Origin of the sequence: Thiothrix unzii (assembly GCF_017901175.1) — a bacterium.
Lineage (GTDB): Bacteria > Pseudomonadota > Gammaproteobacteria > Thiotrichales > Thiotrichaceae > Thiothrix > Thiothrix unzii.
The window spans coordinates 732,400-757,910 of sequence record NZ_CP072793.1; the positions used below are offsets into that span (position 1 = coordinate 732,400).

Consider the following 25,511-nt stretch of genomic DNA (forward strand, 5'->3'; position numbering starts at 1 on the left):
TTGTTGTTTTGAGGAGTCTATAGAAAATGTTGCAAGAATATCGCCAACACGTTGCCGAACGCGCTGCCAGCGGCATCCCGCCCAAGCCATTAGATGCTGCACAAACCGCTGCACTGGTGGAGTTGCTGAAAAATCCTCCGGCAGGCGAAGAAGCATTTCTGGTTGATTTGCTGGAAAACCGCGTTCCGGCGGGTGTCGACGAAGCTGCTTATGTGAAAGCCGCTTTCCTTGCTGCCATCGTCACGGGTGAAACTGCTTGTGCATTGATTAGCCCGGTGCGTGCGGTCGAAGTTCTCGGCATGATGTTGGGTGGTTACAATGTACAACCGTTGATTGCTGCGCTGGATGTGCCTGCAACGGCTGACGCAGCGGCTACCGCTTTGTCACACACGCTGCTGATGTTTGATGCGTTCCACGACGTGGAAGCCAAAGCGAAAGCAGGTAATGCGTCTGCACAAAAAGTCATGGAATCTTGGGCAGCGGGCGAATGGTTCACTTCCAAGCCAGAAGTGGCTGAGAAAATCACCGTTACCGTTTTCAAAGTGACTGGTGAAACCAATACTGACGACCTGTCTCCTGCGCCAGATGCTTGGTCACGCCCTGACATCCCACTCCATGCCAACGCGATGCTGAAAATGGCACGTGACGGTATCGAGCCAGAAGTTCAAGGCAGCGTAGGCCCTCTGAAGCAAATCGATGCGATGAAGGCGAAAGGCTTCCCGGTTGCTTACGTTGGTGACGTGGTAGGTACAGGCTCTTCACGTAAGTCTGCCACTAACTCTGTGCTGTGGTTCTTCGGCGATGATATGCCGGGGATTCCTAACAAGCGTGCGGGTGGTTACTGCTTCGGTAGCAAAATTGCCCCGATTTTCTTCAATACGATGGAAGACGCTGGCGCACTGCCAATCGAGATGGACGTTGCCCAAATGAATATGGGTGATGTAGTTGATGTGTATCCTTACGCAGGCGTTGCCAAGCGTCACGGTACGGATGAAGTCATCTCCACTTTCGGTCTGAAAACTCAGGTTTTGTTGGACGAAGCCCGTGCTGGCGGTCGTATCAACCTGATCATCGGCCGTGGCTTGACTGCGAAAGCGCGTGAGTCACTGGGTCTGCCGCCAGTTGACCTGTTCCGCTCGCCTGAGCAGCCTGCTGATACTGGCAAAGGCTACACACTGGCGCAGAAAATGGTCGGTAAGGCGTGCGGTCTGCCGGGTGTACGCCCTGGTATGTACTGCGAACCGAAAATGACCACGGTTGGTTCACAAGATACCACAGGCCCAATGACCCGTGACGAGTTGAAAGATTTGGCTTGCTTGGGCTTCTCAGCCGACTTGACCATGCAGTCTTTCTGCCATACGGCTGCTTATCCTAAGCCGGTTGACGTGGTGACTCACCACACGCTGCCTGATTTCATCATGACTCGTGGCGGTGTTTCTTTGCGCCCCGGTGACGGTGTAATCCACTCGTGGTTGAACCGTATGTTGTTGCCGGATACTGTTGGTACTGGTGGCGACTCGCATACCCGTTTCCCGATTGGTATTTCCTTCCCGGCGGGTTCTGGTCTGGTGGCATTTGCTGCTGCGACTGGCGTTATGCCGCTGGATATGCCGGAATCTGTGCTGGTACGTTTCACTGGCAAAATGCAACCGGGCATCACCTTGCGTGACCTCGTGCACTCTATTCCACACAAAGCGATCCAAATGGGTCTGCTGACGGTTGAAAAGAAAGGCAAGAAGAACGTCTTCAACGGCACAGTGCTGGAAATCGAAGGTCTGGATCACCTGACTGTCGAACAGGCATTTGAACTGTCTGACGCTTCTGCGGAACGTTCTGCGGCGGGTTGTACTGTTGCGTTGTCTGAAGCTTCCGTGGCTGAATACCTGCGTTCCAACATCGTGATGCTGAAATGGATGCTCTCAGAAGGCTATGGCGATCCACGCACCATCGAACGCCGTATCGGTAAGATGGAAGAGTGGCTGGCGAACCCAAGCCTGATGCGTGCTGACGCAGATGCAGAATACGCAGCCGTGATCGAAATCAATATGGATGAGATCAAAGAGCCTATCCTGTGCGCACCGAATGACCCAGATGATGCACATCTGTTGTCTGAAGTGGCTGGTCGCAAAATTGATGAAGTCTTCATCGGTTCTTGCATGACTAACATTGGTCATTTCCGTGCGGCGGGCAAGTTGTTGGATGCTGCTAACAAGCAAATCCCAACCCGTATGTGGATTGCACCACCGACCAAGATGGATGCAGCGCAGTTGAGTGACGAAGGTTACTACAACATTTACGGTCGTGCCGGTGCGCGGATGGAAATGCCGGGCTGTTCACTGTGCATGGGTAACCAAGCACGTATTCAGGAAGGTTCAACTGCGGTTTCGACCTCTACCCGTAACTTCCCGAATCGTTTGGGGACTAACACTGACGTGTTCTTGGCTTCGGCGGAACTCGCATCTGTTGCGGCGGTTATGGGTAAATTGCCAACGGTTGCAGAGTACATGGAATATGCCAATAAGCTGGACAGCATGTCGGCTGACATTTACCGTTACCTGAACTTTGACAAGATGGAAAGCTATCAGAAGGCTGCGGCGAAAGTTGTGCCGATTCCGGTAGTGGCGGGTTAAATAACCCCTCACCCCCAGCCCCTCTCCCGCGTAGCGGGCGAGGGGAGTAAGAGAAAGCTCCGCTAGTCGGGGCTTTTTTTATAGCTAAACCTTAACCGTTTGCACCGAGTGCGATTGCGGTCTATTGTTAGATCAGGTTTTTTTGTTAATTGCGAGGGTGTGTTACATGTTAGTAAGAAAAATCATGATGCTGTTCACTTTTATTACACTGCTGGGATTAGCAGGTTGCGGGCCTGAATACACTTATACACCGCCGTTATCACCAATAGGTCAGGCGTGTGTTATGCGTTGTCAGGATACCCAAGGTGAATGCACCCATAAGGCACAAAAACGTGCGGATAGAAAACAGGCAAAATGTGAAAAACAAGCGGAGCATGAACATTATGCGTGCCTGCTTTACGCGAAAACGGATGCAGATCGGGCTAAATGCCAGAAAAGTGGCTGCTACGAATACGCGGATACTGAACGTTGTGATAATGACTTTCGCGCCTGTTTTCAGCAATGCGGTGGAATTGTTGGTGTCGTGAAATAGCGGTCATGCGTGATTTAAGTGTCACCTAATGAGGAGGGAGTGTTATGAGTGTTAATGTCAAAAGCTTGTTTAATATTGCGGCAATGAGCGTGTTATTGCTGGCAAGTGCGGCTTGTACTAAAACCGATGAAGTTAAGCAGGATAGCGGGAAAGCCGCAGCCGATGTCAAAGCGACGGAGAAACCCGTTGCACCAAAGCCTGTTCAGAATGCAACTAGTCATCCGGCGACTGTCGCCAATGCCAAGGTGGGCAATGACCCGATTAGGCGCATAAACTTTGTCAAAGGAGCGGATCATGCAGTCATCACCGGCAATCTGTCCGGTTTTGAGGATGTGCAGTATTTTGTGGTGGATGCGGCTAAAGGCCAAACCATGACAGTTGAGCAACTTGATCAGCAAGGTACAGGCCGGGTTTCTGTGTATGTTACTGCTCCAAACGGTGCAAATGCCAACGACATGGATTTGTCTTGTCACAGTAATGCAACGATTTCACCCACCATTGACGGCGACTATGGAATCAAAGTGGTGGAATGCAAGAAGGCTGACCCTTGGAAAGGGGTTTACGGTATCAAGGTGACGATCAAATAACGTGCGTGTGCGGGAGCTTCGTTCAAAGTCGTGTTCCATTCAGTGGAACACGACAGCGCGGGTTGTGATTTTACCAACGTCGACGATCACGATCAGGGCTTGCACCGGGGCCACCACGAGGACCTGCCGGGTTTTCCCAGTTAGTACCGCGCCCACCGCGTAAGCCGGGTGGATTATCGTCACGGTCACGGCATTTATACGGGTGTTCAGCACACCAAGATTGATGTGCAGTCATGCCACCACCGTGGTGAGATCCCGGTGGTGGTGCGTGACAAGCGGATAAGCCGATTGCCAGCAATGCAATAGCAATTGTTGTTTTCATGGCGAAACTCCTTGTTTGGGGTGACACAATCGCCCTTAGGCTACTTTGACGATAGTGTGTTTAACCCCCTGCGACAATGGGGTCGTGCTGACTTCCACAATGTTTCCCCATTGTTTGCACAATGTCTGCTGAGTTATGCCGCTGTTAACGATATTGACGTAAATACCACCATTCAAAGCCACGCTTCATCCAGTGGAACACGCGACACGCGGGTAACACAATGGAACGTTTTTCGGTGCGTGCTACTAGGGTTCCCTTGTCGACGGAATCCACGATGCAGATCAGTTCAACTTTAAAGGTTGCGTCACCAAGACCACCACACAGATCAGCCAACAGGTTTTTCGCCGCCGCTTCTGCTTGTAAGTCCGCCATGTGCGCTTGTTTAGGCATCCAGTCGGGGCCGGGGAAACTGCCAGAGTCGCCCGCCACGTAAACCTTATCCCAACCTTCGACCTTGCAATGCTGATTCGCTTTCAGCAAACCCCCGGCGGAACGTGGCAACGTGGTGTTATCAAACCACAAATTACCTGTCATTCCCGGCATAAACAGGATCAAATCTGCGTTAAATTCGCCGCCTTCTGTGGTCACTTTCTCGGCGGTAAAGCCTTTCATTTTGTGACCGAGGTGAGTTTCGATACCGCGCTTACCCATTTCAGATAGCAAACCGGACATGGCTTTGGGGCCTAAACGATTGCCGGGTTGGGGTGCGGGGCTGAAAAATACCAAGTTGAACTTATCACGGCGGTTTTGCTGGCGTAACAAGGTGTCAATGCCGAACAAAAACTCGAACATCGGGCCGCCACGCATCGCGCTGGGTTCGTTGGGGTTGCCTGCAAACCCAATCGCAATCGTGCCGCCTTGCATGGCTTGGAGCCGGTCACGGATTTTTTCAGCAGCACTAATACCTTCGCATGGGGTAATCGCGTGTTCGATACCCGGCAGTTTTTTGATGAAACGTCCGCCAGAAGCAATAATCAAACCGTCGTTGCTGACTTCGCCGTTGTCGGTTTCCACAATACGCCCGGCATCACGCAAACCCGTGACATTGCCTTGGTGGAATTTGACATTCATGCGCTGGAAAAAATTCGCCAGATCAATGGTTAAGTCTTCGCGGGTGCGCAAGCCATTGGGAATCCAGATAATCCCCGGCAGGTAATGCAGTTCTGCACGCGGCGCAATTACGGTAATTTCCACATCGCGATTCTGCTTGCGTAATTGACGCACAGCACTCAGTGCGGCAAAACCCGCTCCAATAATTGTAATTTTATTCATGTTTACGCTCGTTTCCATGTTGTATTGCCCGCGCTATCTTCCAGAATCACGCCTTGGGCTTTGAGTTCGTCGCGAATGCGGTCAGATTCTGCCCACTGTTTCGCTTTACGTGCGTCCAAACGCTGTTGGATCAGAGCTTCAATCGCCGCATCATCCAAACCATCAGCCGCAGCTTTGCCTTTGAACCAGCTTTCGGGGTCATCCTGTAACAGCCCTAAAATCCCGCCGAGTTTTTGCAACAAAGCACCTAAAGGCGCGGCGGCGGCATCACTTTGAGTTTTACGGATGCGATTAATATCGCCCGCGAGTTCAAACAGCATCGCTATTGCAACGGGCGTATTGAAATCGTCGTCCATTGCGGCGTTAAAACGGGTTTCGTAATAGGTGTAAGCCGCAGGGCCAGATTCAGGCAGGCCACGAATGGCGGTGTACAAGCGCGATAATGACGCACGCGCCGCATCCAGTTGATCTGTGCCGTAATTCAATTGGCTGCGATAATGGCTATTGAGGATGAAAAAGCGGATTTCCGCCGCTTTGTAATGGGTCAGGACTTCGCGAATGGTGAAAAAGTTATTCAGCGATTTCGACATTTTCTCATCGTTAACCCGGATGAAACCGTTGTGCATCCAGTAATTAACGTAAGTGTGTCCATTGCACGCCTCGCTTTGCGCGATTTCGTTTTCGTGGTGCGGAAACTGCAAATCCGAGCCGCCACCGTGAATATCAAAATGGCTACCCAAGCGCGTTTTCGACATCGCGGAACATTCAATGTGCCAACCTGGGCGGCCTTGTCCCCAAGGGGATTCCCACGCCGGTTCGCCCGGTTTGCTGGCTTTCCACAGTACGAAATCAAGCGGATCGTCTTTCACCTCATCCACCGCCACGCGCTCGCCAGCACGTAATTCGTCGAGTTTGCGCCCGGATAATTTACCGTAACCTTCAAATTTGGATACGTCGTAATACACGTCACCGTTCTTGCCTTGGTAAGCGTAACCTTTGCCCATCAAGGTATTGATCATGTCGAGCATTTCATCAATGGTTTCGGTGGCACGCGGCTCTTCGGTGGGGCGCAATACGTTTAGTGCGTCCTCATCCTCGTGCATTGCGTCGATGAAACGTTGGGTTAAGGCTTGAATACTTTCGCCGTTTTCAGCCGCGCGGCGGATGATTTTATCGTCAATATCGGTAATATTACGCACGTAATTCACCGCGTAATTGCTGGCGCGTAAATAGCGGTAAACCGTGTCAAACACCACCATGACGCGGGCATGACCCAGATGACAATAATCGTAAACCGTCATGCCGCACACGTACATGCGCACGGTTTTCGGCGTAATCGGAATAAAGTCTTCTTTTTGACGGGTCAGGCTATTGTATATCTGTAACATGGTGATACTTCAGGTTAGTCAACAAGTTTACTGAGGATGGCGACACCGTTGCTCAAGGTTTTATGTACCGGGCAACGGTCAGCAATATCCAGCAATTTTTCGCGCTGTTCGGCGGTCAAATCACCCACGAGCTGAATGTCACGGGTAAACACGCTTTGCTTATTCGCGTCACGGGTGTGTTTCAGGGTAATGCAAGCGTCTTGCAACGGCCATTTCTTGCGCTCGGCGTACATGCGTAAAGTCATCGCCGTACACGCGCCCAATGCAGCTTTTAAATACTGATAGGGTGCTGCACCGAGATCATCACCACCTAAGGGAACAGGTTCATCCGCCACCATTTCATGTTTACCGGCACGAATATCACAGGTGTAAGTTCCTTCGGCATCGCGTAGTCTGACAACAACGGTATGCGGGTCTTTGGGTTGTGCGTCCATAAATCCCTTTCGGCAAGTGGTAAGAATAGGAACAAATGGTAACGGAAAGGCCGCCAGCCTGCCAGCTTTCACAATAGGTGTGTAGCCGTTGTTGCATAATCCTGCTATAACCAAGCCTGATAAGGAGGGAGTTACCTATGAAGCGTATTGCGAGTGCGTCTTTAATACTTACAGCCATTATGGTTATGTCCGGCTGTGCGAGTCTATCACCGTCCAATGACAGCCAGCGTTACCAGGCCGCGATCCGTGATGCGGCGGTTATTGAGCCAACCGAAGTCAAACCTTTACCCGCGATTGCCAGCGATAAAGTGCGGGTAGTGACTTGGACAAAGTTTCCCGACAGTTACCCGCTGGGGCAACCGACCAAGCTCAAATGGGGCGAAGTGTGGGTAACGCAGGATCAAGTCGTGCAAACCCGTTGCCGCAGTTTCGCGCCCGATAAAGTGATGAGCGATGTACAACAATTGCTGGGTTTACCGCTGAACCGCGACGAAAAACGCCATTTTGTCACGCTCGAAGTCGATGCAGCGGCATTATTCCGCCCATGCGCAAATCCGAGTTTGCAAGCCACGACCTGCGAAGCCAGTTTGCCTAAAACGGTCGCACCCGACCACGCCGCTTGGTACGCGAAACAAACCAGCCAGTCTTACCAAACCCAAAACGGTTTCCCTTGGACACGCTTGGGTTACACCTACAACTGGAAAGCGGGCGCGAATGAAGTGGGCGTTGCCGAACTGGTGATTAAAGCGGGGGCGCAAGTGCTGCCGGTAGCGATGGAGGAAACGGCTGAGTATTGCGCACGCCGATAGAGGTGTTGTTTCGGTTTGTTTGGTAGAGACGCAAGATTTTGCGTCTCTACGTGCGTGCGTTGTGGATGCGTGAATTCACGACTGTTTTGTAAACTAATGGTTTACATATTGTAGTCTTTGGCAACCAATATCAATAAATAACTTGAACAGAATTACCATAATAGTGAATTTTCATACAGATAACGTCACCCGGCCACCAACTCCCGATACCGCCCAAACAAATACCCCAACCGCTCCATATCATCCGCGAATTTTTCCTTGCGGTACGCTTGCTCCACTGCTTTATCCAGTGCCTTGTGTGCCTTGCGCAAATCGGGCGGCATGGAACGTGGGTCGTACATATCCGCCAGTGTCGAAGCGGGATACTTCTTCCGCGCATCCAGCACAGCTTGAGCCGCTACTTCGACTTTTTGGCGGTGCTTGTCGTCGGCATCAGGCCAAGGGAAGTTGTTGTAAACCAGTTTGGCAGAATAACGGTAATCGCTTTTCAGTCGTCCGCAAACGGTGCGCATCCATGCCATGTGCATCGTCGATTCCAGCACGCCGAATTCATACAAACTCGCGTCAGGAATCATCAAATTCAGATTGGTGGAAATGGTATTGCTGTCAAAAAAGCCCATTGGCACGTATTCGCGCCGCTCGGATGAAACGCTGGGAACAAGGATGTAGGTTTCTGGTAAACGGGTATCTCGAAACTCCGCTGGGCGTTCGGCATGTATGCGCGTTGATGCAGCAACACTTGCAAGGCGAAACTTCTTCACCTGATCAATCCGTTTTAAGACCTCCGGCATGGCTCGCAATTCGTTCGGTGCAATGCCAACCAGCCATAAACACCAGCGTTCTTTCCCATTGAGAAACTCATCTGCGCCCAAGCAAGGCTTTAACCATCTTTCCGCTTTTGGCTCTTTTACTAATAATTCGGCCTTTTCTATGGGAGATAACAATAGACCACCACCATCCAATGGCATATTGCCAAACCACATCGGTGAAATGCTGCCGATCGGTTGATTACGGCTGTCTAGGACAACATCCGGTGCGTCGATCAAGTAAGGATTAATGTTATTTGCGGAGATTTCTATAGGTTCGTCTTTGATATTGGGGTAATCGAAAATGCGTTTTCCATCCGTGTCGTAATCGGCAAAACCGACGATAACGACATGCACCGCTGCTTTGCCCCGCGCTTCCGAATCCCATGCAAACGTGCGGTGGGCAAAATGAATGTGGATGCCCATATTGAGTAATGGCTGCCACAACGGGGCGACTTGCTCACCCTGAGTGATAGAGTTCGTTGAGACAAATGCTACACTAACACGGGTGTTTTGAATGAAGTCCGCTGATTTTTTGAACCAGCAGGCCACGTAGTCCAATTGTTTTGCGTTTTGTACTTTTCCAAACAGTGTGGCAAGTTCCAATTTTTGTACATCTGACTGCATTTTTGAGCCACGAAACGGCGGATTACCGATGATGTGGGCGAGAGACGCACGCGGCGCAACGCTGTTCCAATCAAGGTGCAGCGAGTTGTCATTGACGATGTGTGCGGCTGTTTTGAGCGGTAGTAAATCCGGTTCGCGTCCAAACTGGCGTGCAAATTCGCGGTTCATCTGGTGCTGCGTCAACCACATCGCGACTTCGGCAATCCGCGCAGGCCATTCTTCAATTTCAATGCCGTGGAAATGTTCCAGTTTGATGGTCGGCTCAACGGTAATATCCAGACCGATATGGGTAGTGTCGAGTTTATCGCCGTGTTGCGCTTGCAGCACTGCTAATTCCAGCCGCCGCAATTCGCGGTAAGTAATGATTAGAAAGTTACCGCACCCACACGCAGGATCAAGAAACTGCAACGCCGTCAATCGCTGCTGAAATGCCGCCAATTTTTTCCGCTTGTCGCGATTACCACCTTGCTTGATAGCGTGGAATTCCGCCCACAACGCATCCAAAAACAACGGTTTAATCAGTCGCAAAATGTGCGTTTCACTGGTGTAATGCGCCCCTAAATTGCGCCGCGCATCCTTATCCATAATCGACTGAAACAGTGAACCGAAAATCGCGGGTGAAATGCCGCTCCAATCAAAATGCGCACAATCCAGCAATACATCGCGCATTACCGCATCAAACGACGGCATGTCGAGCCGCTCACGGAACAAATGCCCATTCACATACGGAAAATCGTTCAATTCTTTGGTGAGGTTTTTGCTGCGTTTGGTGAATGCGGTGTCCAATACCTGAAACAGTTTGCTCAAGTGCATTTCCGTATCAGAGCCATCTTCCGCTGTGAAATTCAGCAAGTAATGGATAAATTGGTGATGTTGGAATATCCCGGTATCTTCCGCAAACAAGCAAAACAAGATGCGCACCAGAAAAATTTCCAGCTCATGCCCACCATAACCGGATGCTGCCAGCGCGTCGTGTAAGCTTCCCAGTAATTCAGCCGCTTGAATATTCAGCGCGGTTTCTGCTGCGACATCACTGTAATATTGCAAACCGGACATGAAGTCGAATAGGTGAATGTGTTCGGGCAATTGCTCAATGCTGAAACTGTGTTCCTGCTTGCGGCGTAAATCGTACAAGCGGAAAGTCGCAAAATCCGACAACAACACGTAATTCGGCTTTTCCTTTTCCGGCAAGCCAAGGTAATACTCGAAAGCTTGTGACTCGGCTTTATTCAGCGACTTACCGCGTGATTTGTGCTCAACCAGCAATACGCCTTTCCAAAACAAGTCGATGAAACCTTGGCGGGTATCCAACTTCGCAACCGATCACTCGAACACCGCCACATCTTTGCGCTCAATGCCGAATACGCTGAAAAACGCATCCCAGAACGATTTTGCTTCGGCTTCCTCACGGCTTTCTTCGCGCCATTTCTGCACGAAAGCGTGGGAGCGGTTACGGATTTCGTTGTGGTGCAAACGTGCGGTCATTACGGTATTCATCAGCAGCAAAACGCCGATTATATCGACTATTTGTCAGGAAAGCGCAGTTGCGAAAAGGAAAGTTGAGGTCACGATTTGTATGTCGCCAATCTGTTTCAACACCAGCAAGTCAGCATCACCTGTTATCAGGTAGTCGGCTTTGCCTGCTAACGCCACATCCAGAAACGGGTTGTCTTTTTTGTCACGGCACAGCTCCACGGTTTCCCCAATTTCATAGAACAATCCCACCCTGCGCATGTTGTTGAGGAAATTCTGTCGCTTTTCGGTTGAAAAATAGCGGTCAAACTTTTCCCGCCAGATGACTTCCTCTAACTCGGCAAAGGTGGTTGACGAGAACAGGAAAAATCCGTTCAGGGTAATATGATCAACAATTTTCGCGGGCGGGCTAGAGCGGGAAATCAGGCTGCTGATCAAGACATTGGTGTCGCAAACACAGCGTTCAAGGTTTATCATTCAGGATCGCTTCCAGCGCGGATTCGGTCAGACCGCTTTGTTCCGCTTCAGTTCGCAAAGCTTCCAATGAAGCCAACAACTGCTGGCGTTCCTGCTGCATGGCTTCTGCCCGCCTGCGGAGCAGGAATGTTTCACCACCCAGCATTTCAAAATCCCGCATGGACAGGATAACGGCAGTGTCGCGTTTGTTGCGGGTAATTTTGAACGGTTCACCCTGCCAGACTTTATCAAGCACAGAACCGAGCTGGTTACTGGCCTGACGTGCGCCGATGGATTGCATGGTTATTTCTCACTAAGTTGTATTGATAGTAGCTATTGTAGCTACAGTAGGTCTTTCGAGCAAATTTATCAGAGGACGCATCCGCCACAGTTGGCAGGGCAATCGCCTACAATCCCATCCCACTTTCCGTTATTATAACCTCCTTGATGAACTGCCCGTTGGTTGACCCCTATGCTGATCCTCTCCGGTAGCGTTGCTCTTTCTGATTTTCGCCGCGCCAAGTTGTTGAATGCTTTGCAAACTGTTGTGCCTAGCGTGACGGCTGTGCAAGCGGAATATGTCCATTTCGTGCGCACTCGCTGTGAATTGGGGGCGGATGAACACGCCCGTTTACAAGCACTGCTGACTTACGAGGAAGTGCAGGGTGATCATAATGTGCGCGGCACATTGTTTTTAGTGACCCCGCGCACTGGCACAATTTCGCCTTGGTCAAGTAAGGCCACCGACATTGCGCACAACTGCGGTTTGAATACGGTGGAGCGCATTGAGCGCGGCATTGCCTACGATGTGCAAACCAGCGAAGCGTTGACGGATGCGCAAAAAACCGCGATTGCCGCCCGCTTACACGACCGTATGACTGAAATGGTGCTGGCAGACAAGCAAGACGCGGTGGTGTTATTTAGCCAAGCGGAACCTGCGCCGCTGCGTTACGTGGATATTTCCGAAGATCCGAAAGCAGCACTGGCAAGTGCGAATAGCGCGTGGGGTTTGGCACTTTCCCCCGATGAAATCGACTATTTGGCAGAAAATTACGCGGAACTGGGGCGCAATCCGAGTGACGTGGAATTAATGATGTTCGCGCAAGCTAACTCCGAACATTGCCGCCACAAAATCTTCAACGCCGACTGGATTATTGACGGTAAGGAACAGCCCAAATCGCTGTTTGCCATGATCCGCAATACCCACGCGCACGCGCCCGAAGGTATCCTTTCCGCCTACCATGACAATGCCTCCGTTATTGAAGGGCCTTTGGCGACGCGCTTTTTGACGGATGTAAAAACCGGCGAATACCATTACACCAATGAGCCTGTTCACATTCTGATGAAGGTGGAAACCCACAATCACCCGACAGCCATTTCGCCCTTTGCCGGGGCAGCAACGGGTTCGGGTGGGGAAATTCGTGACGAAGGCGCGACCGGCAACGGTTCCAAACCCAAAGCGGGTTTGAGCGGTTTCTCGGTGTCTAATTTACGGATTCCGGGTTACGGACAGCCGTGGGAACACGATTTCGGTAAGCCGGGGCGCATCGTTTCCGCGCTCGATATTATGCTGGAAGGGCCGATTGGCGCTGCGGCGTTTAACAATGAATTTGGTCGTCCCAACATTACCGGCTATTTCCGTACCTTTGAAATGCAGGCTCCCGGCGCGAAAGGCATGGAGCTGCGCGGCTACCACAAGCCAATCATGATTGCTGGTGGCATGGGCAATATCCGCGAACAAAACATCAACAAAAATCCGCTGCCAGAAGGCACACCAATTGTGGTATTGGGCGGGCCAGCGATGTTAATCGGTTTGGGCGGCGGTGCGGCTTCGTCAATGGCGAGCGGCACGAGTGCTGAAAATCTCGACTTTGCCTCAGTGCAACGCGGCAACCCGGAAATGCAACGCCGTTGTCAGGAAGTGATTGATCGTTGCGTGGCCTTGGGTGCGGAAAACCCGATTCTGTCGATTCATGACGTGGGCGCGGGTGGCATTTCCAACGCGATTCCTGAAATCATTAACGATGCCGGACGCGGCGGACGCTTTGAATTGCGCACCGTACCAAACGATGAACCGGGCATGGCTCCGATGGAAATCTGGTGCAACGAAGCGCAGGAACGTTATGTGTTGGCGATTGCCGAAGACCGATTGGAAACCTTCCGAGCGTTATGTGAGCGTGAACGCGCGGTGTATGCCGTGGTGGGCGCGGCGACGGTGGAACAGCAATTACTGGTGGGTGACTCGCTGTTTGACAACAATCCGGTCAATTTACCGATGAACGTCTTGCTGGGTAAACCGCCGAAAATGTTGCGCGATGTGCATCATCAAACCTTCCATAAGCCTGATTTGGATTTGAGCAATATCGTGCTGACGGAAGCTGTGGAGCGCGTCTTGCGTTTGCCAACGGTTGCGTCCAAAGCGTTTTTAATCACCATCGGCGACCGCAGCGTAACGGGCATGGTGGTGCGCGATCAAATGGTTGGCGCATGGCAAGTGCCGGTGGCAGATGTAGCGGTAACGTCCAGCGATTACACCACTAATTTCGGCGAAGCAATGGCAATGGGCGAACGCACCCCGATTGCGCTGGTGAATCCGGCAGCCTCCGGGCGCATGGCGATTGGGGAAGCACTCACCAATATTGCAGCGGCAGATATTGCTGACATTCGCCACATTCGATTGTCGGCTAACTGGATGGCGGCGGCAGGTTATCCCGGTGAAGATGCGGCCTTGTTCGACACCGTAAAAGCTGTCGGCGAAGAATTATGCCCGCGTTTAGGTTTGGCGATTCCGGTGGGTAAAGACTCGCTGTCAATGAAAACCGTGTGGCAGCAAGACGGTGAAAATCGCGAAATGGTTGCACCCTTGTCGCTGATCGTGACTGCGTTTTCGCCAGTGCAGGACATTCGCAAAACCTTGACTCCGGCAGTGCGTACCGATGTGGGTGATACCGATTTATTGCTGGTGGATTTGGGCAAAGGTCGTAACCGCTTGGCGGCTTCGGCGTTGGCGCAGGTGTACGGGCAAGTCGGGCATTACGCCCCGGATGTGGATAACCCGGATGCGTTAAAAGCGTTCTTTGAGACGGTGCAGGATTTGCTGAGTGACGAGTTGTTGCTGGCGTATCACGACCGTTCCGATGGCGGTTTGCTGGCGGTATTGGCGGAAATGAGTTTCGCAGGGCATAGCGGGATTACCGCACGTTTGGGTGATATTGGCGCGGATTTGTTGCCCATTTTGTTCAACGAAGAACTCGGTGCAGTGCTGCAAGTGCGCCATTGCGATACGGATGCGGTGTTAGAGGCTTTCCGCGAAGCTGGTTTAGCGCATTGCACCCACGTTATTGGTGAACTCAACGACAGCGACGAATTGGTGCTGACCTTTGGGCATGAAACGGTGTTTAGTGCTGCGCGGGCAAGTTTGCAGCAGATCTGGGCTGAAACCAGCTACCAGATGCAGGCGTTACGTGATAATGCCGATTGTGCCGCACAGGAGTTCGAGCGGTTAGCGGATGCGCAAGACCCCGGTTTGCCAGTGCATCGCACTTTTGACCCAGATGATAATATTGCCGCGCCTTACATTAGAACGGGTGTGCGCCCGACGATGGCGATTTTGCGCGAACAAGGTGTTAATGGGCAGGTGGAAATGGCGGCGGCGTTTGACCGCGCAGGCTTTAAAACCATCGACGTACACATGACCGACATTATTAGCGGGCGGGTGAGCCTGAAAACCGTGAAAGGCTTGGTAGCGTGCGGTGGCTTCTCTTACGGTGACGTATTGGGCGCGGGCGGCGGCTGGGCAAAAACCATCCTGATGAATCCGCGTGCCAGTGACGAATTCGCGGCCTTTTTCGAGCGGCAAGATGCGTTCGGCTTGGGTGTGTGCAACGGCTGTCAAATGTTCTCGCAATTGCGTGACATGATCCCCGGCGCGGCACACTGGCCTCGTTTTTACCGTAACCGTTCCGAGCAATTTGAAGCACGTTACGCTGCTGTTGAGGTGTTGGAATCACCGTCATTGTTCTTGCTGGGCATGGCGGGTTCGGTGTTGCCTATCGCGGTGGCGCATGGCGAAGGGCGTGCGGTATTCGACGGTGGTGTGGCAGCGGCTGATGTGTTGGCTGAAGGTTTGGTTGGGTTGCGTTACGTGGATAATTACTGCCATGCGACTGAACATTACCCTGAAAACCCTAACGGTTCACCACTGGGTATCACGGGCGTTACCACGGCTGACGGGCGTTTCACGATTATGATGCCGCACCCTGAACGCTTATTCCGTGCGGTGCAACACTCGTGGTTGCCGCAGGAATGGGGCGAAGACGGCGCGTGGCTGCGGATGTTCCGCAATGCGCGGAAGTGGGTGGGTTAACCCGCTCCAATGCACGTTACTAACTAGCCAAGCTACCCTACCGTTTATCCGGTGGTAGCTTGGCTAGAGTCTTGAATTTTTTAATCAAATTGTCATCTTTGCCCTTTACTTGTGCAGCTAGGGCTTCATACTATCCCGGTTTTTTTCTAGCTTTGAAAAGGTAAGTGTCATGCCTAGGAACCACATTGCGGGCTTGTTCGGTAAATCGCCGATTCGCCCCCTTCAGGAACACATGTATTGTGTTTATAAAGGAATCAAGCATTTAGTCATGTTGGCAGAGGGGATGAATAGCGACGATGAGCAGCAAATTACCGCCGCACATCAAGCTATCGTTGAAAGCGAACATCTCGCCGACGACATGAAAAAGGATTTGCGCCACAACTTGCCGCGCGGCTTTTTCATGCCGGTAGATCGCCGTGATTTGCTGGACGTATTGTGGATGCAGGATCAGATCATCAATCAAGCCAAGGATATTGCAGGCATGGTGGTAGGGCGCAAAATGCGTTTGCCGGAAAACATGCGCGAGCTGTTTTTGCAATATACCCAACGTTGCGTGGCAGCGGTGAAGCAGGCTCTTGAGGTGATCAATGAGTTGGATGAGTTGGTGGAAACCGGCTTTAGGGGCATGGAAGTTGAGCACGTTGAGGAGATGCTCAAGGAATTGAGCCGCATTGAACATGAGACGGATGAGTTCCAGATTGAATTACGCAACATATTGTTTACGTTGGAAGATAGTTTGCGAGCTACCGACGTGATGTTTACTTACCGCCTGATCGAGTGGACTGGGCGGGTCGCTGATGATGCCCAACGTGTGGGTAGCCGTTTACAACTGATGCTGGCACGTTAAAGGGGAATTGGCATGGAATTTTTTACTGATACCACAATGGTGTATATCACCCTCGCTGCTGTTTTTGGGATTTTCATGGCGTGGGGGATTGGGGCGAATGACGTTGCCAATGCGATGGCGACTTCGGTTGGCTCGAAAGCAATTACGATTAAGCAGGCGTTGATCCTTGCCGCGATTTTTGAGTTTGCAGGCGCGTATCTGGCGGGCGGGCAAGTGACCGAAACCATCCGTAAAGGTTTGGTGGATATGAGTGCCTTTGATGCCAACCCGGAAATGTTGGTGTGGGGGATGTTGGCATCCTTGCTGGCAGCGGGTACGTGGTTGTTGATTGCTTCCATGCGCGGTTGGCCGGTTTCTACCACGCACAGTATCGTGGGCGCGATTGTGGGTTTTGCTGCCGTTGGTGTCGGCGTTGATGCTGTCAACTGGAGCACCGTGGGGACAACCGCCGTGAGCTGGGTCTTTTCTCCGGTAATTGCGGGTGTGGTGGCTTTTTTGATCTTCATGAGCATTCAAAAGCTAGTGATGAATACCAAAAATCCATTGCAAAATGCGATTAAATACGGGCCTTTCTATCTGTTTTTAGTGGGTTTTGTACTGTCATTGCTGACCACCAAAAAAGGTTTGAAGCACGTTGGCTTGGATTTGAGCGAAAGCATGGAATTCGTTCTCGCGGTGGCGATTGGTGCTGCGATTGCTTTGGTTGGGCGTATTCTGATCAGTAAAGTCAAGTTTGACCAACAGGCGGAAAAGCGTTTCCATTATGCGAATGTGGAAAAAATATTCGCGGTATTGATGGTGTTCACCGCTTCGGCAATGGCATTTGCGCACGGTTCAAACGACGTAGCCAACGCCGTAGGGCCAATGGCAGCGGTGATTGATGTGGCACAAAGCGGCACAATGGCAGCAAAAGCGAATGTGCCACCGTGGGTATTGTTAGTAGGTGCTATCGGTATTGTCATTGGTTTGGCGACTTACGGCTACAAAGTTATCGAAACCGTGGGGCATGATATTACGGAATTGACACCTAGCCGGGGTTTTTCGGCGGAAATTTCTACAGCAATGACGGTTGTTATGGCTTCCTATACGGGGATTCCGGTATCTACCACGCATACCTTGGTGGGGGCAATTCTGGGCGTAGGCTTTGCGCGAGGCATTGCGGCCATTGATTTGCGTGTGGTTGGCGGTATTTTCATGTCATGGGTAGTCACTTTGCCTGCGGGTGCGTTACTATCAGTGATGTTCTTCTATTTATTGCGTGGGATATTTGTTTAAGAACATTTCATCGTTCAAGCCAGCGAGCCTAGCGATTTGTCGCTGGGCGTTGCTGGCTTGCTTGTCTTTGTTGCTCTCGCCTGTAGGTGCTTCCGCACCGCCTTTAGAACCCGTTATCGTGCAATTGAAGTGGCAGCCGCAGTTCCAGTTTGCGGGGTATTATGCCGCGCTGGAATACGGCTTTTTCCGTGAGGAGGGGCTGGATGTCACCTTATTGCCTGGTGGTTCGGACATTGCGCCGCTGATTGAGGTGTTGGAAGGTCGGGCGGACTACGCGATTGAGGCGGGGGAATTGGTGTACTACCGTTTGCAAGGCAAGCCGGTGGTGGCGTTGGCGAGTATTTTCCAGCATTCGCCCGCGATGTTAATGACCGAGGGCAAAGCAGGTTTGCGCACCCCGCACGATTTAGCCTACAAACGCATTGGAATGCAGGTCGGCGGGCAGCCGATTGTGGAAATCGCCGCAATGTTTGTGAACGAAGGGGTGGCGTTGGATGCGCTGGCATTGCAACCGAATCGACCGGGCATGGACGCGTTGCTGTCCGGGCAGGTGGATGCGGATTACGGTTATATGACCAGTGAGCCTTTCTTCAATAAGCAGGCGGGGCGCGACATTCACTATATCCAGCCAATCACTTACGGGGTGGATTTTTACGGCGATACTTTGTTTACCAGTGAACGCCACCTAGAAGAACATCCCGCGCAAGTGGCGGCGTTACGCCGTGCGGTGGTGCGCGGTTGGCAATACGCGCTGGAAAATCCCAATGATGTGATCACGGTTTTGCTGAAACATTACCCGCAGTTGAACCGTGAGGCGTTGCAGTTTGAAGCGGCGCGTATCCACGAGTTGGTGAAGCCGGATATTGTCAAAATCGGTCACATGAATTCGGAACGCTGGCTGCGCATGGCGGATACCTTCGTCAAGTTGGGGATGGTCAAAGACACCAGCAAATTGTATGGCTTTATCTATGACCCTGATCAAAAACCTGATTATCGCTGGTTGTGGTGGATACTCGGCGGGTTTGGGGTGGTTGCACTGTTGGGCTTTGTCGGTAGTGGTTTAGTGGCGTGGGTAAATGGGCGTTTGCATGAGAAAAACACCCTGTTACAACAGACCACACAAGCTCAGGCAGAAATTGAGCTTTTATTGCAGGAAAGCCAGCGTTCCTTGCAAAGCTTGATTAGTAATCTACCGGGAATGGCCTACCGTTGCCGCTATGATCGCGAATGGACGATGGAGTTTGTCAGCGATGGGTGTGAGGCACTTATCGGTTGTCCTGCTAATTACTTGCAAGGAAAGAAAGGGGTAGCACTCAATGACTTTATACATCCCGAAGACCAACAACATGTGTGGGACGAAATCACCGTAGCTGTTACGCAGCGGCAGTCATTCGGTGTGAATTATCGAATGAAGCATTATGATGGTTCATGGCGTTGGGTGTGGGATCAAGGTCACTGTGTGGAGTGGTCGGGAGATGGTGTGCCGCTGATGCTGGATGGTTTGATCATGGACATTACCTCACAGGTCGATGTTCAGCAGAAATTGCAGCAAGCTAAGGAACAAGCCGATGCAGCGACTCGTGCCAAATCCATTTTCCTAGCCAATATCAGCCATGAAATCCGCACGCCGTTGAATGCAGTCACGGGTTTGGCGCAATTGCTGCAACAGGAAAGTTTGCAGGGTAAGCAGCGGGATTACGCGGAAAAACTGCATAGCTCCTCACGCTTATTGCTGGGAATTGTGGAAGATGTGATGGATTTTTCCTGCATCGAAGCGGGGGAGGTGGTGTTACGTCCAGTACCGTTCAATGTGCGCGGGATTCTGCAAAGTGTCCAGCACATTGTGCAAGAACCTATTGCGGGCAAGGGCTTGGCGTTTCGTTTAGAGGTGCAAGACGCTATTCCGGCGGTGTTGGTGGGTGATCCGCTGCGTTTGAGCCAAGTGCTGAATAATTTGCTGATTAATGCGGTTAAATTTACCAATAAGGGCAGCATTTCTTTGCATGTGAGCTTGCAAGCGCACACAGCGGCTAAAGTTCGGTTGCACTTCAGTGTGCGGGATACGGGGATCGGGATTCCGGCGAATCAGCGTGAGAGCTTGTTTGAGCCATTCGTGCGGATTGATTCCGGCGAACATGAAGCGGTGAAAGGCGCGGGCTTGGGCTTATCCATCAGCCGCCATTTGGTGGAGTTGATGGGCGGCGCGATTAGCGTGGAAAGCATTCCCGGCGTGGGCAGTGAATTCGCTTTCAGTGCGGATTTTGAGTGTGAAGCTGCCTCTACGCTGTTGCCCGATACACAGCCAAGCCATGCCACTGATGACACGAAGGCGTTGCTCAAGGGCGCGAGGATTCTGGTGGTGGATGATGATGAATTAAACCTGATGATCAGCACAGAGTTGTTGCGCATTTTTGGTTGTGTTACCGAACGTGCGGAAAATGCTACGCAAGCGCGGACAGCATTGATGGCGAATACCTTCGATCTGGTGTTAATGGATATTGAGATGCCGGGGATGACGGGCGATGCCTTGACCCGTCAATTGCGGACTAATCCGCGTTGGCAAACTTTGCCGATTATTGCGATGACCGCTCATGCTTCGACCACAATCCGTGAACATTGCCTCGCCAGTGGGATGAGCGATTATTTGGCGAAACCGTTTGATGTGGCGCAATTGCGGGCGATGTTAGTGCGGTGGCTGGCGGAGAGAGTCGTTTAATCCAACACCCGTTTCGCCGGAAAACACGCCTTAAACTCTGTATTTCCCGGCTTGCTGGTAATCGCCAGCTTGCCGTTATGCCATTGCATCACATGTTTCACAATCGCTAACCCCAAACCCGTGCCACCGCTGGCACGCGAACGCCCTTCATCCACGCGGTAAAAGCGTTCGGTCAAATGCGGCAAGTGCTTTTCAGGAATGCCGGGGCCGTTGTCGATAATGCTCAAACACGCCTGCCCATCGTCAGTGCTTTCCCAATGAATGCGGATGGTTGTGCCGACTGGGGTATGTTTCACCGCATTTGCCAGCAAGTTGGTAATGACGCTGTTAATGTCCTTTTCCGAGCCGCATACGCATAAATCGGGTTCGATTTGGGTTTCCAAATGGTGCGTATCGCTTGCCAAAGTATCGCGGATGGCTTGAATGCTGCTTTCCAGCATCGCCGGTACATCAATCCGGTTGCCCATCAGCGGAGTGGTTTCCTGACTTTCCAGTCGTGACAAGGCCAGCATGTCGCTGATGATTTGCTGCATTCGGGCGGCTTGTTCGCGGGATTGCTGCAAGGGGCCGAGTAAATACTCCGGCAATTCCGGGTCTTGTTCAAACAGCTCTATGTAGCCGGTTAGCACCGTCAGCGGGGTACGTAATTCATGGGAAGCGTTGGCAATGAACGCTTTACGGGTTTTCTGCAATTGCACGCCTTCGCTAATGTCGCGCACACTTAATACACGGGAGCCGCCTTGCAACGGTAATAACCGCGCCCGTAAGGTCAGGTTACTATTACGTGGCGAGGGAAGCGTGACTTTGCGTTCGCTGTTTTCTTCCAGCAATTTGTGCAAATCCGGGTTGCGCAACAGCGTGTCAATGCGTTTGCCACGGTCGGCAGCATCTTGTACGCCTAATAATTTAGCGGCGGATTTGTTCGCCCACTGAATGTGATTGTCGGCATCCAGCAACACGGCGGCATCCGGCAACGCCGACAGCACATTATCAAAGCGGGTAAGCAATTCCTGTTGTTTGCGTTTACGTTCAGCACTTTTTTGCTGCGACTTGTGGAACAGGTAAGCAATTTGTTCCCACGCGCCATCGCTATCCGGCATTTCTTCGGGCTTTTGCCCATTGGTAAGCCAACGTTGCAGTTGATACAGTTTCTGCAACATCCAGCCGATATAGCCCAGCAATACCAGCAACATAATGACTAAAGGGTAGGGGGTAAACCACGCGACTAATGCACCACAGCCAATCACTAGGCCAAAGCGGTAACGCTCGACGCTCCAATAATCCACGACCATTATTCACCTGTTGTTTCGGTAGCACTAAACAAATAGCCTGCGCCCCGAATGGTTTGAATCACATTATCGGCGGCGTAGGTCTTCAAGGTTTTGCGCAAGCGTAGCACATGCACATCAACGGTGCGTTCTTCGATATAGGTATTTTGACCCCACACAAAATCCAGCAATTGAGCGCGGGAATAGACTTTTTCGGGGTGCTGCATGAAAAATTCTAGCAGGCGGTATTCGGTCGTGCCGAGATGCACAGGTGCGCCGTCAATGCGCAATTGGTGAGCATCTTGGTTGAGTTGCAAGCGTCCGGCGTTGATCACCCGCAGCTCGTCGAAACCGTCGGTACGGCGCAACAGAGCTTTGATTCGTGCACTCAGGGACTTGAGCGACACGGGTTTGATCAGGTAATCATCCGCACCCGCATCCAGCCCGTGGATCATGTCATCCTCTTCGCTTTTGGCGGTCAGCATAATGATCGGAATGTCACGGGTCAGCGGGTCACTGCGAAACCGCCGAATGAGTTCGGGGCCGGAAAGATCCGGCAGCATCCAATCCACCAACATTAAGTCGGGTAACTGGTCTGCTGCCAGATCACGTGCCGCCCGTGCATCAGCGGCTTCCATCACCAAATAGCCTTCGCGCTCCAGCGAAAAGCGGATCATGCCCCGGATGGCGGCTTCATCCTCAATGCACAGAATGCGTTTCTTACTCACCCAACAACGCTTCGCGGATGCTTTCTAAATTGGTGTGGCGCACATCTTTGCCTTTCACCAGATAAATCACGTATTCGCAAATGTTTTTGCAGTGATCACCGACCCGTTCCAGTGACCGCGCACACCAGGTGACGTTCAGACTGTCTTTGATATAGCGCGGGTCTTCCAACATGCGGGTGTAGAGCTGGCGCGTAATGGAATCGAATTCGTCATCCACTTGCTGGTCGTTTTTCACCACTTGCATGGCTTGGGCAACGTCCAAACGCGCCAATGCATCCAGTGTATCGCCCAACATGACCTTGACGTGTTCGCCCAAGTGACGCAAGGAATTGTGCAAGTCGCCGTAGGTAGCGGATTCTGTCATTTCCACTGCGTAACGCCCGACTTTTTCGGCTTCGTCACCAATGCGCTCAAGGTCAGTAATGACTTTGATAATGGTGATCAGCAAGCGTAAATCGCTGGCGGTAGGTTGACGACGTGCAATGATTTCGGCGCAATGTTCATCGAGGGCGACTTCCATTGCGTTGATTTCATGGTCGGAATACGCGACTTTTTCACCTAAAGCACTGTCACGATCCAGCAAGGCTTTGATGGCATTGGTGACTTGCGCTTCGACCAAGCCGCCCATTGTCATCAATTTGCTACGGGCTTCTTCCAGCTCGTGATTGTATTTTTGAGACGTATGTTGTGTTGTGTTCATCTTTTCCATACCCCGTACCGCCTTTAGCCGAAGCGGCCTGTGATGTAGTTTTCAGTTAATTGATGTTGCGGGTTGGTGAACACGGTTTTGGTGTCGTTCAATTCAACCAGATAACCCATGTGGAAGTAAGCGGTGCGTTGCGAAATCCGCGCGGCTTGTTGCATCGAGTGGGTTACGATGCAAATAGTAAAGCTTGCCCGTAATTCGTCAATCAATTCTTCGATAGTCGCGGTTGCAATCGGGTCAAGCGCGGACGTTGGTTCGTCCATCAGGATCACTTCCGGGCTGACGGCGATGGTACGCGCAATGCACAGACGTTGCTGCTGACCACCGGAAAGCCCAGTGCCAGGTGATAACAGGCGGTCTTTAACTTCCTTGAACAAACCGGCTTTGATTAAGCTTTGTTCCACAATATCATCCAGTTCGGCACGATTGGCTGCCAGACCGTGCAGGCGCGGGCCATACGCTACGTTGTCGTAGATGGATTTCGGGAACGGGTTCGGCTTTTGGAATACCATGCCAACACGGGCGCGGAGCAATACCGGGTCTTGCTCTTTGTCGTGGATGTCTTCACCGTCAAGTTTGATGTCACCCGTGACTTTACAGCCTGCAATGGTGTCATTCATACGGTTTAAGCAACGCAGGAAGGTGGATTTGCCGCAGCCAGACGGGCCGATCATGGCGATTACTTCATTGCGCCCGATGTCCATGCTCACATCGAAAATCGCTTGTTTCGCGCCTGCGTAAAATACGTTTACGCCACGGCAGAAAAATTTCGCGTCTTTGCCATCCAGATACGGCTTACCAATGGTGCCGTTAATGGTGTGGGCAAATTCTTCGCGTCCGCCACTGGTGGCAGTATGAGCTTTAGGTACGGTTGTCGTTGTCATGTCAATGGTCGCTTCAGTCATTAGATTTACCTTCGCATGTTAAAGGGTAAAAGAGTTCAGGTTAATAGTCATGCACCATGAATGCAGTGATTAGGTCTTACCACCGTCTCTCAAATCGCTTGCGGAGAATGACTGCCAGCAAATTCATCAGAATCAGGAAAGCAAGCAGCACGATAATGGCAGCCGAGGTGCGTTCCATAAAGGCACGTTCCGGGCTGTCTGACCAAAGGAAAATCTGCACGGGTAAGGCCGCAGCGGGGGAGGTCACACCGCTAGGCACATCCATAATGAAAGCCACCATGCCGATCATCAGCAGCGGGGCGGTTTCCCCCAAGGCGTGCGCCATGCCGATGATTGCGCCAGTCATAATACCGGGCATCGCCAGTGGCAACACGTTTTGGAATACCGATTGCGTTTTGGATGCACCCAAGCCCAGTGCGCCTTCACGAATGGAGGGTGGCACAGCCCGCAATGCGGCACGCGAGGCAATAATAATGGTCGGTAACACCAGCAAGGTCATGACTAAACCGCCCGTTAGTGGCGCGGAACGTGGTGAGCCAAAGAACTGGATAAACACCGCTAACCCCAGCAAACCGAAGACAATCGACGGTACGGCTGCGAGGTTATTGATATTGACCTCGATCAAATCCACCCAGAAATTATTCTTGGGTGCAAACTCTTCCAGATAAATCGCCGCAGCTACCCCAATCGGGAAGGATAGTAATAGTGTTACCAGCATGGTGTAGATCGAGCCGATTAAAGCACTCATAATCCCCGCCTGTTCCGGTTCACGCGAATCACCGTGCGTAAAGAAAATGGTATTGAACTGGCTTTCAATACGGTCTTCGGCTTCCAGTTTATCCAACCAAGTGAGCTGGAAATCCTTGATGCGGCGGTCGGCTTCTGGCAAAGCGCGGTCTACCCCACCTTTGTGGAATACGTCGATTTCATCATCTGCCAGCAACCACAGCGATTGCGTCGTGCCAATCAAACTGGGATCAGCTACCACTTGATCACGCAGGGTGTATCCAGCCGCATCACTAATCATCGCTTTCAGGGCTTTCTTTTGCTTACGCTCTTCTACACCGGGGAATAGCGTCTCTAAACTGGTATTGATGGCTTTGTTGTAATTCGCCGCATTCAATTGTTCCTGCGTAGGGTTCGCCTCCAGCCCAAGGGTTGGCGCATCCAACACCACATCCAACTTAATGTAAGTACTAGTGAACGCAGGCAAGCCTTTGCTGAAAATATCCAGCAATAAAATCGCCAAAAACATAATGCTCAAAGCAATCGAGATAAAACCGTAGGCGCGGAAACGTTTTTCCCGTGCGTACCGCTTAGCCAATGTGGCCTTAACTTTTTCAGTATTGGTGGTACTCATACAG

21 protein-coding genes are annotated in these 25,511 nt (G+C 51.7%); 8 read left to right on the top strand and 13 right to left on the bottom strand.

What is annotated here, in order from left to right:
- Positions 1 to 26 precede the first annotated feature (26 nt).
- The 3 genes from acnB (at position 27) to J9260_RS03920 (ending at position 3,749) form a co-directional block, all read left to right on the top strand.
- A complete protein-coding gene (gene acnB, locus J9260_RS03910; protein ID WP_210219742.1) occupies positions 27 to 2,630 on the top strand; it encodes a bifunctional aconitate hydratase 2/2-methylisocitrate dehydratase in 2,604 nt (867 codons plus the stop codon).
- A 166-nt stretch (positions 2,631 to 2,796) separates the two neighbouring features.
- The gene (locus J9260_RS03915) at positions 2,797 to 3,162 is read left to right on the top strand and encodes a hypothetical protein (protein ID WP_210219743.1); all 366 of its coding nucleotides are present in this window, start codon (positions 2,797 to 2,799) and stop codon (positions 3,160 to 3,162) included.
- A 44-nt stretch (positions 3,163 to 3,206) separates the two neighbouring features.
- Positions 3,207 to 3,749, top strand: a complete 543-nt coding sequence (locus J9260_RS03920) for a hypothetical protein (RefSeq protein WP_210219744.1) — start codon at positions 3,207 to 3,209, stop codon at positions 3,747 to 3,749.
- Positions 3,750 to 3,819: 70 nt separating this feature from the next.
- Here J9260_RS03920 and J9260_RS03925 read toward each other — a convergent pair whose 3' ends face one another.
- From J9260_RS03925 to J9260_RS03940, 4 genes are all read right to left on the bottom strand, one after another.
- Positions 3,820 to 4,071 (bottom strand): hypothetical protein, encoded by a 252-nt coding sequence (locus J9260_RS03925; RefSeq protein WP_210220842.1) that lies wholly within the window; start codon positions 4,069 to 4,071, stop codon positions 3,820 to 3,822.
- A 144-nt stretch (positions 4,072 to 4,215) separates the two neighbouring features.
- Positions 4,216 to 5,343: an NAD(P)/FAD-dependent oxidoreductase gene (locus J9260_RS03930; protein WP_210219745.1), complete on the bottom strand. Its 1,128-nt coding sequence runs from the start codon at positions 5,341 to 5,343 to the stop codon at positions 4,216 to 4,218.
- Positions 5,344 to 5,345: 2 nt separating this feature from the next.
- Positions 5,346 to 6,731 carry a cysteine--tRNA ligase gene (gene cysS / locus J9260_RS03935; protein WP_210219746.1) on the bottom strand — a complete coding sequence of 462 codons (1,386 nt, stop codon included), beginning with the start codon at positions 6,729 to 6,731 and terminating at the stop codon, positions 5,346 to 5,348.
- Positions 6,732 to 6,745: 14 nt separating this feature from the next.
- The gene (locus tag J9260_RS03940; protein WP_210219747.1) at positions 6,746 to 7,165 is read right to left on the bottom strand and encodes an OsmC family protein; all 420 of its coding nucleotides are present in this window, start codon (positions 7,163 to 7,165) and stop codon (positions 6,746 to 6,748) included.
- Positions 7,166 to 7,302: 137 nt separating this feature from the next.
- Here J9260_RS03940 and J9260_RS03945 point away from each other — a divergent pair, with 137 nt between their 5' ends.
- A complete protein-coding gene (locus J9260_RS03945) occupies positions 7,303 to 7,974 on the top strand; it encodes a hypothetical protein (protein ID WP_210219748.1) in 672 nt (223 codons plus the stop codon).
- A gap of 185 nt (positions 7,975 to 8,159) precedes the next feature.
- Here J9260_RS03945 and J9260_RS03950 read toward each other — a convergent pair whose 3' ends face one another.
- The 4 genes from J9260_RS03950 to J9260_RS03965 are packed head-to-tail and all read right to left on the bottom strand — an operon-like array spanning position 8,160 to position 11,637.
- On the bottom strand, positions 8,160 to 10,718 hold the full coding sequence (locus J9260_RS03950) for a class I SAM-dependent DNA methyltransferase (protein ID WP_210219749.1): 2,559 nt from the start codon (positions 10,716 to 10,718) through the stop codon (positions 8,160 to 8,162).
- Between the two features lie 12 nt (positions 10,719 to 10,730).
- Positions 10,731 to 10,904, bottom strand: coding sequence for a hypothetical protein (locus J9260_RS03955; protein WP_210219750.1), 174 nt, complete (start codon positions 10,902 to 10,904; stop codon positions 10,731 to 10,733).
- Positions 10,905 to 10,937: 33 nt separating this feature from the next.
- Positions 10,938 to 11,357, bottom strand: coding sequence for a putative toxin-antitoxin system toxin component, PIN family (locus J9260_RS03960; protein ID WP_210219751.1), 420 nt, complete (start codon positions 11,355 to 11,357; stop codon positions 10,938 to 10,940).
- Positions 11,344 to 11,637: a type II toxin-antitoxin system Phd/YefM family antitoxin gene (locus J9260_RS03965; protein ID WP_210219752.1), complete on the bottom strand. Its 294-nt coding sequence runs from the start codon at positions 11,635 to 11,637 to the stop codon at positions 11,344 to 11,346. The genes J9260_RS03960 and J9260_RS03965 overlap by 14 nt, the downstream gene beginning before the upstream one ends.
- A 171-nt stretch (positions 11,638 to 11,808) precedes the next feature.
- On the opposite strand from J9260_RS03965, the gene purL reads away from it, so the two are divergent.
- The 4 genes from purL (at position 11,809) to J9260_RS03985 (ending at position 20,540) form a co-directional block, all read left to right on the top strand.
- A complete protein-coding gene (gene purL / locus J9260_RS03970; protein WP_210219753.1) occupies positions 11,809 to 15,702 on the top strand; it encodes a phosphoribosylformylglycinamidine synthase in 3,894 nt (1,297 codons plus the stop codon).
- Positions 15,703 to 15,871: 169 nt separating this feature from the next.
- Complete coding sequence (locus tag J9260_RS03975) at positions 15,872 to 16,549, top strand: TIGR00153 family protein (protein ID WP_210219754.1); 678 nt, start codon at positions 15,872 to 15,874, stop codon at positions 16,547 to 16,549.
- 12 nt (positions 16,550 to 16,561) lie between these two features.
- Complete coding sequence (locus tag J9260_RS03980; RefSeq protein ID WP_210219755.1) at positions 16,562 to 17,824, top strand: inorganic phosphate transporter; 1,263 nt, start codon at positions 16,562 to 16,564, stop codon at positions 17,822 to 17,824.
- Positions 17,817 to 20,540, top strand: a complete 2,724-nt coding sequence (locus J9260_RS03985) for an ABC transporter substrate-binding protein (protein WP_210219756.1) — start codon at positions 17,817 to 17,819, stop codon at positions 20,538 to 20,540. Before J9260_RS03980 ends, J9260_RS03985 begins: the two co-directional genes overlap by 8 nt.
- Here J9260_RS03985 and phoR read toward each other — a convergent pair.
- The 5 genes from phoR to pstA form a co-directional block, all read right to left on the bottom strand.
- Positions 20,537 to 21,832 (bottom strand): phosphate regulon sensor histidine kinase PhoR, encoded by a 1,296-nt coding sequence (gene phoR / locus J9260_RS03990; protein ID WP_210219757.1) that lies wholly within the window; start codon positions 21,830 to 21,832, stop codon positions 20,537 to 20,539. The two genes, J9260_RS03985 and phoR, sit on opposite strands and share 4 nt — an antisense overlap.
- Positions 21,832 to 22,536 carry a phosphate regulon transcriptional regulator PhoB gene (phoB, locus tag J9260_RS03995; protein WP_210219758.1) on the bottom strand — a complete coding sequence of 235 codons (705 nt, stop codon included), beginning with the start codon at positions 22,534 to 22,536 and terminating at the stop codon, positions 21,832 to 21,834. Before phoB ends, phoR begins: the two co-directional genes overlap by 1 nt.
- Positions 22,529 to 23,236, bottom strand: a complete 708-nt coding sequence (gene phoU / locus J9260_RS04000) for a phosphate signaling complex protein PhoU (RefSeq protein WP_210219759.1) — start codon at positions 23,234 to 23,236, stop codon at positions 22,529 to 22,531. The genes phoB and phoU overlap by 8 nt, the downstream gene beginning before the upstream one ends.
- A 23-nt stretch (positions 23,237 to 23,259) precedes the next feature.
- Complete coding sequence (pstB, locus tag J9260_RS04005; protein ID WP_246499625.1) at positions 23,260 to 24,147, bottom strand: phosphate ABC transporter ATP-binding protein PstB; 888 nt, start codon at positions 24,145 to 24,147, stop codon at positions 23,260 to 23,262.
- A gap of 76 nt (positions 24,148 to 24,223) precedes the next feature.
- Positions 24,224 to 25,507, bottom strand: coding sequence for a phosphate ABC transporter permease PstA (gene pstA, locus J9260_RS04010; RefSeq protein WP_210219760.1), 1,284 nt, complete (start codon positions 25,505 to 25,507; stop codon positions 24,224 to 24,226).
- Between the last annotated feature and the right edge of the window lie 4 nt (positions 25,508 to 25,511).